The organism is Microcoleus sp. MOSTC5, assembly GCF_036701825.1.
GTDB lineage: Bacteria > Cyanobacteriota > Cyanobacteriia > Cyanobacteriales > Microcoleaceae > Microcoleus > Microcoleus asticus.
In genome coordinates this window covers 1-12,144 of sequence record NZ_JAUBRK010000067.1, presented here as the reverse complement: position 1 = coordinate 12,144, position 12,144 = coordinate 1, and the positions used below count along the sequence as shown (strand labels likewise).

General features: G+C 45.8%; 14 protein-coding genes. 5 read left to right on the top strand and 9 right to left on the bottom strand.

Annotation, left to right across the window (positions count from 1 at the left end):
* Positions 1–7: 7 nt before the first annotated feature.
* The gene (locus QUA54_RS27985) at positions 8–661 is read right to left on the bottom strand and encodes a Crp/Fnr family transcriptional regulator (RefSeq protein ID WP_333417598.1); all 654 of its coding nucleotides are present in this window, start codon (positions 659–661) and stop codon (positions 8–10) included.
* 396 nt (positions 662–1,057) lie between these two features.
* Between QUA54_RS27985 and hslO the strand changes: the two genes are divergently transcribed.
* The 3 genes from hslO (at position 1,058) to QUA54_RS27970 (ending at position 4,737) form a co-directional block, all read left to right on the top strand.
* Positions 1,058–1,957, top strand: coding sequence for an Hsp33 family molecular chaperone HslO (hslO, locus tag QUA54_RS27980; RefSeq protein ID WP_333184605.1), 900 nt, complete (start codon positions 1,058–1,060; stop codon positions 1,955–1,957).
* Between the two features lie 246 nt (positions 1,958–2,203).
* Positions 2,204–4,267, top strand: a complete 2,064-nt coding sequence (locus QUA54_RS27975) for a hypothetical protein (protein ID WP_333417596.1) — start codon at positions 2,204–2,206, stop codon at positions 4,265–4,267.
* Between the two features lie 59 nt (positions 4,268–4,326).
* Complete coding sequence (locus tag QUA54_RS27970; protein WP_333417594.1) at positions 4,327–4,737, top strand: ester cyclase; 411 nt, start codon at positions 4,327–4,329, stop codon at positions 4,735–4,737.
* A 208-nt stretch (positions 4,738–4,945) separates the two neighbouring features.
* On the opposite strand, the gene QUA54_RS27965 is transcribed toward QUA54_RS27970, so the two are convergent.
* The 4 genes from QUA54_RS27965 to QUA54_RS27950 all read right to left on the bottom strand — a co-directional run bounded on the left by QUA54_RS27965 (position 4,946) and on the right by QUA54_RS27950 (position 7,692).
* Complete coding sequence (locus QUA54_RS27965) at positions 4,946–5,701, bottom strand: tRNA(His) guanylyltransferase Thg1 family protein (RefSeq protein WP_333417592.1); 756 nt, start codon at positions 5,699–5,701, stop codon at positions 4,946–4,948.
* Complete coding sequence (locus tag QUA54_RS27960) at positions 5,682–6,167, bottom strand: AAA family ATPase (protein ID WP_333417590.1); 486 nt, start codon at positions 6,165–6,167, stop codon at positions 5,682–5,684. The genes QUA54_RS27965 and QUA54_RS27960 overlap by 20 nt, the downstream gene beginning before the upstream one ends.
* A 3-nt stretch (positions 6,168–6,170) precedes the next feature.
* Positions 6,171–6,644, bottom strand: coding sequence for a TspO/MBR family protein (locus QUA54_RS27955; RefSeq protein WP_172189366.1), 474 nt, complete (start codon positions 6,642–6,644; stop codon positions 6,171–6,173).
* Positions 6,645–7,110: 466 nt separating this feature from the next.
* Positions 7,111–7,692, bottom strand: coding sequence for a hypothetical protein (locus QUA54_RS27950; RefSeq protein WP_172189368.1), 582 nt, complete (start codon positions 7,690–7,692; stop codon positions 7,111–7,113).
* A 366-nt stretch (positions 7,693–8,058) separates the two neighbouring features.
* On the opposite strand from QUA54_RS27950, the gene QUA54_RS27945 reads away from it, so the two are divergent.
* On the top strand, positions 8,059–8,373 hold the full coding sequence (locus QUA54_RS27945) for a zinc ribbon domain-containing protein (RefSeq protein WP_333417588.1): 315 nt from the start codon (positions 8,059–8,061) through the stop codon (positions 8,371–8,373).
* A 163-nt stretch (positions 8,374–8,536) separates the two neighbouring features.
* Here the strand turns inward: QUA54_RS27945 and QUA54_RS27940 are convergent, their stop codons facing one another.
* A complete protein-coding gene (locus tag QUA54_RS27940; RefSeq protein ID WP_333417586.1) occupies positions 8,537–9,388 on the bottom strand; it encodes a YkvA family protein in 852 nt (283 codons plus the stop codon).
* Between the two features lie 134 nt (positions 9,389–9,522).
* On the opposite strand from QUA54_RS27940, the gene QUA54_RS27935 reads away from it, so the two are divergent.
* Entirely contained in the window at positions 9,523–10,347 is an 825-nt protein-coding gene (locus QUA54_RS27935) for an NAD-dependent epimerase/dehydratase family protein (RefSeq protein WP_333417584.1), read from the top strand.
* Positions 10,348–10,407: 60 nt separating this feature from the next.
* Here the strand turns inward: QUA54_RS27935 and QUA54_RS27930 are convergent, their stop codons facing one another.
* The 3 genes from QUA54_RS27930 to QUA54_RS27920 all read right to left on the bottom strand — a co-directional run bounded on the left by QUA54_RS27930 (position 10,408) and on the right by QUA54_RS27920 (position 12,100).
* A complete protein-coding gene (locus tag QUA54_RS27930; RefSeq protein WP_333417582.1) occupies positions 10,408–11,040 on the bottom strand; it encodes a Uma2 family endonuclease in 633 nt (210 codons plus the stop codon).
* Positions 11,041–11,223: 183 nt separating this feature from the next.
* Entirely contained in the window at positions 11,224–11,652 is a 429-nt protein-coding gene (locus QUA54_RS27925; RefSeq protein WP_333417580.1) for an Imm1 family immunity protein, read from the bottom strand.
* 97 nt (positions 11,653–11,749) lie between these two features.
* Complete coding sequence (locus QUA54_RS27920) at positions 11,750–12,100, bottom strand: hypothetical protein (protein WP_333417578.1); 351 nt, start codon at positions 12,098–12,100, stop codon at positions 11,750–11,752.
* Between the last annotated feature and the right edge of the window lie 44 nt (positions 12,101–12,144).

Genomic DNA, 12,144 nt, shown 5'->3' with positions numbered 1-12,144 from the left:
GCGCTTGCTACACTGCTTGAGGGTTGCAACCAAACAAATCAGACGATGCGGCAAAAACATCTTTGTTAAGTATTAAATGCCGATCGCCATCTCGACTGATTAAGCCTTGCTGCTGCAATTTTCCCAGCATTCGAGTTACTGTTACCCGAGTCGTGCAAATCGCATTAGCAATATCTTGATGTGTCAAGCGGATATTCAAACGAGTTCCCTCAACCACAGGCTGACCGAAGTCCTGTTGCAATAATAGCAGTAGCTGATACAAACGGTCATCTACTCGCCGCTGTCCGGCGATCGCTAAAATTGCTTCCATTTGCCGCAGCCGCCGTACCATTTGAGGCAGCAACTCGTGAGACAATTGAGGAGAAGCTTCGATTTCCACCATAGAATACCACATCAAATAAACATCTGATGTCGCCGTAGCTCGGTAAGTCTGCAAGCTTGTCAACCACAAACCGAAGCACATCGAAGGCCCAACCCAACCCAAAAGTCCTTCTTCTCCAGTTGGATAAAGGGTACTCAGTTGTACTAAACCTTGACAAACTCGCCATATACCTTGCGACATCATAGGAATGGTTTCGCCCTTGGCATAAAAATGCAAGTTCCGAGTCGCTCCGCTGTCATGCTGGATTTCCGCTAAAAGTGCTTTGGATGTTGGTGGCATATCCCTTATTTCCAGCTAAAAAACATTGGTCTGAAACCTACATTGCTCACTCTAGCCGACAAAGGTAAAGGTTTGGTAATCGTCTGGTTAGCGGCAAGATAAGCTTTAGTCATTAGTTGTTAGTTTTTATAAAATGACTGAGAAAAAGCTGGCTTGTGTAAAAAAAATGCACTCGTTATTCGGGGCTGATTAAATAAATAGTTAAATTAAAAAAATCCGCAGAATATTAGTTAAGAAATAGTCAGTTAATCGAGGTTAAATAGAAAACAGAGGCGAGTTCTGAAGTTCGATCGCACTTCCAGGCCTGCCGAGTCAACTGCTGCTATCTGCTGCCACAATTTTCAAGAACTTCTAAAATAGTTCAAGAAGGTATCAAAAGACAAAGTAAGGTTTTTCATGGCCGATCAATTAATTCGCGCTACAGCCGCAGAGGGCGGAATTCGCGCTGTAGGCGTCATTTCCACCCGCCTCACCGAAGAAGCAAGACGGCGGCACAAGCTCTCCTACGTGGCTACAGCCGCCCTCGGCCGCACGATGTCGGCGGGGCTGTTACTCGCCTCCAGCATGAAGCGACCCGAATCGAGAGTCAATATTCGCATCAAAGGAGATGGGCCGCTGGGCGGACTTCTGATTGATGCGGGACTGGATGGAACGGTTCGAGGTTATGTGGACAATCCCGGAGTGGAATTGCCGCCGAATGCTAAAGGCAAACTCGATGTCGGCGGGGCAATAGGTGACGGTTATTTGTACGTGGTGCGGGACGTTGGATACGGCTTCCCTTACTCAAGTACGGTAGAATTGGTTTCCGGCGAAATAGGCGACGATCTGACTCACTATTTGGCAACCTCGGAGCAGACGCCTTCGGCTCTGGTTTTGGGGGTGTTTGTGGGGGCGGACGGGGTACAAGCGTCTGGGGGTGTGCTGTTGCAGGTTCTGCCGAAGGCGGCAACGGACGAAAACCTCGTGCAAACTTTAGAATCTAGAGTTGCTGCACTGTCGGGCTTTACGCCGCTGCTGCGATCGGGCAAAACGCTGCACGAGATTCTTGAAGAGTTATTGGGAGATATGGGCCTGGAAATTTTCCCGGAAACTCAGATGGTGCGCTTTCACTGTGGCTGTTCGTTCGATCGAGTTTTGGGAGCTTTGAAAATGTTGGGCGAAGCGGAACTGCAAGACATGATTGAAAAAGATGGCGGGGCTGAGGCTACGTGCCATTTCTGCAACGAGGTTTACCAAGCTAGCAGCGATCAGCTTGCGGAACTGATTGGCGATTTGCGATCGAACTCCGGTTCTTGAGATAATAATTGGTAATTGGCAATCATGAGTGCGAGTTAGGGATAAAGGCCTTGACCAATTGCCAATTACCCCTTATCAATTACCTAATCACAAAATTTTGATTTTTGCGGTTTGGCGATCGCCTCTTGTAGTCTTTCGCCTGCAGGAGTATTGAAAAGTGATGAATACATTCTATAGAGCAGTCAATAGCAGCGATCGCTGTTTTGAAATAATTAAGACAGGCTGGTTGTTGTTTGTGGTGAGGATATGAGTCAAGAGCGCAAAACACCAGGCCGTTGGTCTGCATCAGAATCCTTGGAGTCAACAAAGGATTCTTCGTCGCTGGTGCGGGTACCAGCAAGGAAAAACCGGGCTGAACGACTTAAAGAGCTCCGAGAGTTGGTTACTTCGGGAAAACTGCCGGGAGGGCATTTGGAACTACCGCCGAATTTGTCTGGGGAAAACTCGCAGCCGCTGGGGGAACCCAATCAGTTGTGGCGGAGGTGGTCGAATAAGTGGCAGTTTTGGCTGGCTGTGAGTTCGATCGTGTCGGTGGGTATGGGGTTTGTGGCACTTGCGTCTTTGCTCAACCTGACCTCGCAGTCGAATTGCTCAAAGATTTTTTGGCCGACGGCTTCTGCTAACGATCGCTTTTTTTGCGCTCAAGAAGCAGCAAGCAAGCGGACGGCGGATGATTTGCTGTTAGCGATCGAATTAGTGAATGCTTTGCCACAAGACCATCCGCTGCGGCCGAGAATTAACGGTCAAATCGATCGGTGGTCAGAGGATATTGTCAGGTTGGGAAATGTTAGTTTCCAAGAAGGAAAGCTGGAGGAGGCGATTGCGATCGCTCGCAAGGTTCCTAAAGACGTTCCCGCTTACCCGACGGTGGAAAAGCAGATTGAAAAGTGGCAGTCGATATGGAGCGATGCAGAGAAAATTTACGGCACAGCCCAAGACCACTTGCGTAAGGAAGAGTGGGCGCCGGCTTTCCGCCAAGCTACTTTGCTTTTGGATTTGGGAAATACTTTCTGGGAATCAGCTAAGTACGAGGAATTGACTCAGCTAATTCAGACGACTCGGGCTGAGGGCAATAAGTTGGTAAAAGCCCGGAATACTGCCTCGGAGGGAGGTCTCGACAATCTGGTGACGGCGATTAAGCTGGCTCAGGGAATTGGTGAAAACAGTTATTTGTATCAAGCTGCCAATAAGGCGATCGCGGAATTTAGCAAGAAAATTATGGAGATCGCCCAAAAACGCTTGCAGGCAGGCGATTGGCAGCAGGCGACCGCGATCGCTAGCAAGATTCCCGACGCTGCAAATTTAAGGGGACAAGTTGAGGATTTTAACCAGTTGGCGAATGCTACTGCTCAGGCTTCAACTGGCTCTGTTGAGGGTTTCTCAAAGGCGATCGAGATTGCTCAAAATTTGAATTCCGGCCGCCCTTTGTACAAACAAGCTCAAGATTTAGTCGGCCGCTGGCAGCAAGAAATGTCTGATGTGAAAGTTTTGGATTTGGCAAGCAGGCTGGCGGCGCCGGGAGGGGTCAAGGATTTGAGGGCTGCGATCGCGCAATTGCAAACAGTCCCGCAATCAAATCCCCGCTCTGAGGAAGCTCGCAGTCAAATTAGCAGCTTGAGCCGTCAAATCGAGCTGCTGGAAGACAGTCCGTATTTGCAAAGGGCGAACGATTTGGCGAGTACGGGCGATCCGAATGCTCTGGAAGCGGCCGTTGCTCAAGCTTCTCGGATCGCTAGAGGTAGGGCGCTTTACGTGGAAGCTCAAACCAAAATTCAAGCTTGGATCGAGAGGAGACAGCGGCTTGTTGACCAGCCGTTTTTGGATAGAGCTCAGCAGCTAGCGGCGGGCGGCAATTTGGCGGGGGCAATTGAGATGGCCCGCCGGATTCGATCGGGACGGGTGCTTTATGAGGAAGCTCGATCGAACATTCGGACTTGGGAGGCTCAATTTCAGGGTGAGCAAGGTTTGCAGAACGCCCGTCAGGCCGCCCGAGCGGGGACTGCGGAGGCTCTGCAAACGGCTATTGCGCTGGCCCTTGAGGTGCCCGAGTCGAGTTCGCTCCGGTGGCAGGCGAGTGAGGCGATTGATGAGTGGAGTCAGCGGATTTTGGCGCTTGGTGTGGAACAGTCGTCGTCGGATCTGGCTGGGGCGATCGCGACTTTGAAGAAAATTCCCTCGGGCACTCGGGCTTTTGAGCAAGCTCGATCGCAAATCGAAGTTTGGGAGGAGTCGCTGAATCCTCCGGATGCTGAATCTCCCCCTCCCGAACCCCCGGAAACCGAGCCTCCGAGCAGCCCTCCGAGTCGGTAAATTTGAGGGTGAGAAGCTGGTAAATAATATCTTTAGTTATCTGTATTAGGGAACCAAAAATGAAAACGCCCAAGCAAGTGATCCAAGACTGGGTTTCTGCTTATAACGCTCGTGACCCTCACGCCCTGATCGAGCTTTATCACGACGATGCAGAGAACCATCAAGTTGCCTTTGGCGATCCTCTAAACGGCCGTGAGGCATTGCTTGAGAGTTTTATTAGCTTCTTCCAAGCCTTTCCAGACAATTACACGCACGTTGAGAATTTGTTTGAGGATGGCGAGTGGGCGATCGTCGAGTGGAGTGGTGGCGGCACATTTCTAGGTGAGTTTGGTGGCAACCTACCAACTGGCAAAAGTTTTACGCTGCAAGGCTGTGGCTTCTTTCATGTTGTTGGTGGCAAAATCCATTTTCAACGCGGTTACATAGACAAGCACACTTGGTTCATGCAGATTGGGTTACCGATATCATAAGCTTCCAGTTGTGCAACTGTACAATTATTTCGCATCAAGTCTTTGCTGGCTAAAACCTGCGTTGCAGCTAGATACTACCGAAAATAGGCTAACTCGCTTGCTCAACATTGGGCGGGGGGTTTAAACCCCCGTCTCACAGCTTGCATTCGGTTAAAACCGGCTAAGAATTCATCAATTGCCACCGGATTTGACAAGATATCCTTAATAGTTAATCGCCAACATTTAAAAATTGGTAAATAAATTCTTTGTATTCATCTTTCACGGGCAGCTCTTCATCGACTTTGAGTCGCCGCCGCACTGCCATAACTTCTTTGCCTTCGAGCGGGTTATAACCTGGTTTATCGTATTTTTCCCAATACAATCCCGTTCCCCGGCGCTGCCAAGCCGGCAGTTCGTTAAAGTTAATTCCGTTTTGAAACAGCAATTCATTTTTGAAAGCCACTGATTGTTTCTCTAATATAACTGCTGCATTTTCACCCGTTTCGCCATTTTTTCGCAGCATCCAATAACTCCAGCCATTCAAAGCGCAGCGCGCTGCATCTGCTTGGCGCCATAGAAAATAATCTACTACTTGCGATTTGTTGGCTGCGGAACAAATGCGGCTGTCAAAATTGACTGCTGTTTGGGCGGCGCGAGTGAAAGTTGCACTGGCAATACTGGCAGAAATAGAGACAATTTTTTCTAAGCTGCGGTCAAATAAATCCCAATCTGGAGGAAACAAAACTGAGATTTCGTCACTTTCGGTATAAGCGTAAATGCCGTCTAGTTCTGACAGGAGTGCTTTGGCAGTTTCCACCATTAATTCGTGGAATTTTAAGTCGAAAGGCTTATCAAAACTTGAGGAAGTAAATTTGGAAAAACTGCGACCGTCGGCGCGAATTACTGTGTGAGTTCCCGGCAATAAACGCAAGCTGTGAAAATATTCAAGCTCGCGCATTTTTTTTTCAAATGTCTGATTGTCCATGAATAAGTTCCTCTGCGGGCCAGGTTTTTACTTCAAAGGTAAAGTTTTCTGCTATGCGGGCGGAAAACAGCCGTTCAAACCCTTCGGCATAACTGGGCAATACCATTTTTTTTAGAGTAGCATAAATTGCTATGTCTGGAACTTGAGATTTGCCCGATCGCTTTTGATTTCGAGCTAAACATTCGCTGACTATTGATTCAAAGTAGTAACCGATGATTTGGGCATTATAGGTGCGACCGATATCAATTAGCGGCCTGCGATCGAGAACTTCGGGATTGGTGTTGTCAACTGCGACTGAATGACCTGCTTGCAGTGCATTTTCAATTAATTGAATTTGTCGGCGCGATTTATTTCTATTGTTTCGCATTAAATCTTTGCTGACCCAAACGTGCGTGGCAGCTAAATAGTCGCGGAAAAATGTGCTTTTTCCAGATGCTTGCAATCCCATTAAAATGACTAATTCCACAGCCTAAACATCCGCCGGATTTAGGTGCATCATTGCCCAAGTGGTGTAAGTGCCGATCGGACTCCAAAGTATGTAAGGCAGCAATAACAGGGCTGCGGGCTCCGAAACTTGCAACACAATTAAAGCTAGTATTACGCTTAAAATAGCGCCCGTTCCGCCGATTATTGTGCCGACTTTTAGGCTACGCAATTTGCACATAACGGGCGTGTAAGAAATAGTCACTATTTCTAAAAGCAGGTACAAACCCATTCTCAGCCAAGTCTCCTGAGTTCCGGGTTCTTTTTCCCAAACAATTACTGCTGACCAAGCGGCACAAATAAAAATTACTGTCCAAATTAGGGGAATTGCTTTTTCAAATACTAGCCATCTCGGACGCTGCAAGCGGTTGAACCATTGGATGTCGCTGGGCGCGATTATGTTAGCGGCTAAAGCTACTACAAAGGCGACGCCTCCGATTACCATCCAGGATTTAATCATTTCTTTACCTTGGGCGAGGTTGACAGGTTCAATTCAGCAGATATTATCTCTAATTTTGGCGATCGCGCCATCTGTCCCTAGTTATATTAAGTTGGGATCAGTCGCGAAACCCAACATCAGTTGAAAAGTAATTTAGACTTCTGGGAAACCTCAATTTATTTTCTTCAATTCCACTTCATAATATAAAAAATGTGACCGAAAGCATCCAGGATACAAGCCCCCGGATTCATTCCTTCGCAGACTCAGGACGGAGAAATAAAAAACCTGTATCCGATGAAACTTGCCCCCCAATTTATCTGTGGGGTCAATGCTTCAATTCTTTAATCTAAAATCTAAAATCTAAAATCTAAAATCAATTGACTCTTGCTCCCTCCCCTTGACAAGGGGAGGGAGCGGGCAGGCTTTTCAGTAAATTTGACCAGTAATTTTGACAAAAAGTTTCTTAGTCTTTCAAAACAATCGGCTACTAGCCGAGCCGATGATGCTGTTCTAATTCTAAACTAGAGTCATCCTCTTTTTTGGGAACCAAAAGCGTATTTTCGCTGCTCGGTTGCAACACGGCTTTAATCACTTGGAGAAAACGGTTAGGCTTTTTAGTTTGACCGTTGAGAGTGCGGCGGTCTTGCACTTTTTTAGAAAGGTGCCGCATCACAGATAAATCGAGTTCATCTATGAAATGGTCTGCTATACGTTCTCCCATTAAATCAATAGCTTCAGCATACTGCTCGGTCAGGGTTTCTATGGCATCGTATGCTTCGTCAGCAACTTGACTTGCTACTGTTTTATTTTGGTCGCCTGATGTCTTGGAATTAGTGCGGCGCCGGTCTAAAAGACTTTGGTAGTCAGCAATGCTCATTCCCAAATTGTAAATATGGTGGTGAGCGTGATCCATCAAATCTACTTCGCTGGGATAGAAGAAACCGCGAGTGCTGTTGATGCCGTGCAGTTTGGCCCAACGCCGCAGATTTGTCTCATCTTGCAGTTGGTATCGCTCCAACATTTGAGCTGTGTTCAGCTCTACTTCTGGCGTAACTTTGAAATCGCTCATCGGTGTAAATCCTCGCTGGTGAGTAAATAAATAAAATTGAAACTTAGAATCTGTGATTTGCGTACAGTCTGAAAATGACGATCGATCCTTTGAAGGCATTCACGGAAGTCTTGCGGGCATTTGCTAGCCCTCGATCGTGCGATCGTTAGATGGAGTCAGAGGATTTCAGGGTACTTTTGGGCTTTGTCTCGATCGCATCCGGGAGCAAGCACACAGGGTTAATAATATAGCTGATTTAAGGTTTTAACAACCGTTAAAAATAGTAAAGTTTGATTTTTTATCTGGAAATTTTAGTAATGTTGAGCTATAATATTCTCAATTACCGTGCAATTAGTAATTTTAGTAGTTGCAAACGAGATTCTTAGTATGCCTGTATACGATTATTTTTGTCCCAAAAACAACCAGCAGTTAGAAGTTTCGCACAGCATGAACCTGGAAGTTTCGACTTGGGGTCAACTGTGCGAGTTGGCTAAGTGCGAACCCGGGGAGACTCCCGCAGATGCTCCGGTACGCCGGCGGCTGAGCGCTCCGAGGTTGATGAAGCCGACATCCGACACCGATTATAAAAGTTCGGGTTTCAGCAAGTACGTGAAGCGGGATGAAGGGGTTTATGAAAATGTCACCGCTAAGGACGGTGAAAGCCGTATTGTCAATCGAGATGGCAAGCCGATTAAAGACTGAAAATCCACAATAATCAAGTTTTCAGTTGGGTGAATTACAGATATTGGGTAGGGACACGGCACTGCCGTGTCGTGCCTTTTATCCGATTGAAAAGTGCTATATTATTCAGATCGTATTATGCCGATGCAGAGGGAAACAATACCAGCGACCGGACATAATATTATTAGCCAAACCAATCTTTCATTTTGTGTTGGGCTTGTTCTTTAGTATCAGCATTAATATAGACTGAAACAGTAGCTATTGCCGCCAGCAAAACTCCCAAATCGTCGGTAAATCCGATGCCGACTAATAAATCTGGAATCGCATCGACAGGAGATATAAAATAAGTCAGAGCTCCAACTACAACTCCTTTTGCCCAAGCAGGCACGTTTGGGTTCTGAGCCGTATAGTAGAGAATCAAAGCTTTTTCAACTACTTCTCTTCCTGCAGTTAAAGCAAAGTTTTTAAGTTTAACCCAAAAACTTTCATCGGAGTATTTCATATTAGAATCACTGAGGTTAGTCGTGGTTCTTTTTGGGTCAATTAAATCGAGAGGGATGCCCTTATTTTTGAGCTGGGAAACAGCAGAATTGAAAGATGCTGATGCCTGATTTTTATTAGGCGCGCCCTCCCGTATTTGTTTCATGTCTGCGATGAATTCCTGCATGGCTTGGATTTGCAAGTCGGAAACCGCCAGCAGTTTTTTTGCGGATTGGATCGCCTCGCTTTCTCCGGGATACAGCGTCTTATTTGCCCCAGCAATGTTAATTAAAAAATACATGACTCCCAAACGCAGCGGTTCTTCTGAGTGGCTGAGTGTTTGCAAACAGTCGCTGAGTGAAGGGGGAGTGGCTGTGTAGGATTGGATTTGAGCCTTTGAAGAGTCAGAAAATTTGTCTAAATTTATGGTTTTAAACAACAAATCTAGTTCGTCAATATCAACGGAACCATCGGCGGCTGCGATCGCAAATAAAGAACCATAAAAAGCTAAAAGTTCGCTTTCTGAGGATGTGGCAAAAATATCTCTCTCGGACATGATGCTACTCCGATTGATAACGACGCTTTGCATTTTACCACAAAACTCAGATCCAAATGATTTCGGCACTCGCATTCAAGGGCTGCGGAAACCGGCAATAATTTTAGAGAGGATGACACAATGGAGAATTTTTTATGAAAGTTGCGATCGTCGGCTGCGGCTATGTGGGTACTGCGACAGCCAAACATTTACGCGGCAAATCTGATTGTACCGTGACGGCGACAACTACGACGGCGACGCGAGTAGTTGAATTGGAGGGTGTCGCGCAGCGGGTAGCCGTGATCAAAGGAAATGACAAAGAGGCAATGACGGCTGTATTGCAAGAACAAGATGCTGTTATGCTGTGCGTAGGTGCTCCAAATTCTCAGGCTTATCAGGAGAGTTATTTAGAGACTGCGACAACTTTAGTATCGGTTTTACAGCAGATACCGACAGTAAAGCAGGTTATTTATACGGGTACTTATTCTTTGTATGGCGATCGCCAAGGTGAATTGGTAAATGAAGATTCACCCGTTGCGCCGGCTAATCCAAACAGTGAAATTCTCGCAGAAACGGAACGGATTTTATTAGCAGCATCTAGTCCCAATCTTCACGTCTGCATTCTCCGTTTGGGAGGAATTTATGGGCCGGGGCGAGAATTAGTTAAAATCTTTGGACGTTCGGCTGGGAACACTCGTCCTGGTAGGGGGGAAGATGCTACTAATTGGGTGCATCGCGATGATGTTGTTGGGGGGTTAACATTTGCTTTGGAAAATCGATTACAGGGAATTTATAATTTAGTCGGGGATGTGTCGCTATCCAGTGGTGAATTGCTCGATCGCATTTTTGAAGCTCACAATTTGCCTAAAGTTTCTTGGGATGGAAGTCCTAGCGTGCGGCCTTATAATGCGAGGGTGTCGAATCTAAAGATTAAGGCGGCTGGTTATCAGTTTATCCATCCTGAAATTAGGGAGTTTTAATAGTCCTGGGCGCAGCACCTAATTGTGTAGGGTGCGCACTGCGCACCTTGCTAGAGAATTTTATATTTTCCCTTTAACCCCAGTTCTAAAGGATTTCAGCAAAGCAATTTCTCCTATCGTTTGAGTGCGAGTGAAAAACCCAGCCATTTCTGCTACCGATACAAAGGGAAAAGCAATACTAAAGTCGCGCTCAATATATTCAGTTTCTACCAACTGATAAACTTTCAAAACTCGCCCGTTATATAGCCAGAGTTCCGGGACGCGAAGTGCGGAGTAAATGGCCAACTTATCAACTGAACTGCTAGTAATATCTATTTCAATTGCTAAGTCGGGCGGTGGGGCAGTTTCTAAATCTAGTTCTTGCCTGCCTCTAACTGCTGCTTCATTTTGGATATAATAACAGTTATCTGGTTCTATGCCTTTTTTGGCATTTTTGAGTTTGAGAGTAGTTGAGCCAGCACTTTTAATTTCAATGTCGAGTTCTTCTGCTAAAGCAAGGATGAAATTACCGAAATTGCTCTTGTAGTTCTCATGTTCAAATAGTGGCGCCATAATTTCCAGTTTCCCTTCATCGTAAGCTATGCGATAACCTCGCTTATCGCCTATTTCTTTGAGCAACGTTTCAAAGGTTGACCAGCTAATGTTTTCTAGCAGTGTTCTCTGTTCGGCGAAACTTGAAGTAGTAGCAATCATCTCAAAATCTCCTTGAGCTGAGAAAACTCTAGTTTTATTTTACCACAGGCACAGATACTATCAAAAGGGCGATTTTCTGCGGGATAGCTGCGCTTCACGCTCTTTTTTTGACCGCAGATGCAGGCTGATAAACGCGGATGAACGCGGATGAATAAAGGGCGATCAGACTTCACTTATGTTGTGTTAAATATTATTTGATGACACCGCTAATTCTTTCTCTTCTTCCCAAGACAGTGATCTTTGAAGTTCTCCTGATACTATAAATGTTTGAGCGGCCAACAGTGCCGTCTCTAAAATTACACACATCCTGGCAGAATAATTACCTTCTTGTCCGCCGACAACTAGCTTTTCTATTGCATCTGGTTTTGAGGGATCTACTAAATTATGGAAGCTAACGTTATCAAAAGTTATGTTAACAATATATTTGCCGGATTCGCCGCCACCAATGCTCATATAACACTCGTCATCTGCACCCAAGGTAACTAAAGTTTTACTTTTCCCATCTAACTCGCGAATGGCTTGTTCTATTTGACTCCAAGTAGGACTTTCTATTAAATCACCTTCCTCCTGGTTGCCAACCCAATTTTCTGCTGATAGGTTTAACACAAACATTATTGCCTCCTTCTATTTGGGGTGCGATCGCTTTCTTCTTCATCCGCGTTCATCCGTGTTCATCTGCCTTCATCTGCGGTCAAAAAAAGGGCTATCGCTAAATTAAATAATTATCTCTATAGCGCTCCTGTGCCATGTGTCGTGCTTCAAATTCATTCCATTGCTGGATAGGTCGTAAAGTTTCTACAGTTGTCAATTCATCGGAAATTGGTGTACCTATTATTTGATTGATTACTTCGGCTATTACCCGACAACAGCTTTGTGGCCAACAGACTACTTGCTCCTCAGCAAATCTAATGACTATCCATCCTTTTTCTAAAAATAGTTGATGGCGCTGATTTTCTTGGACAATCACTTCGTAATTTTTAGGCTCGCCGCTTTCATCATGATAAGGTTTATCAATTGTTATATCAATACCTGGGGGGGTAACAACCCGCCCCAAACCCATACTTTGTAAGGATTGAGCCCAAGTGTGCTAAAAAAAGATAGGCA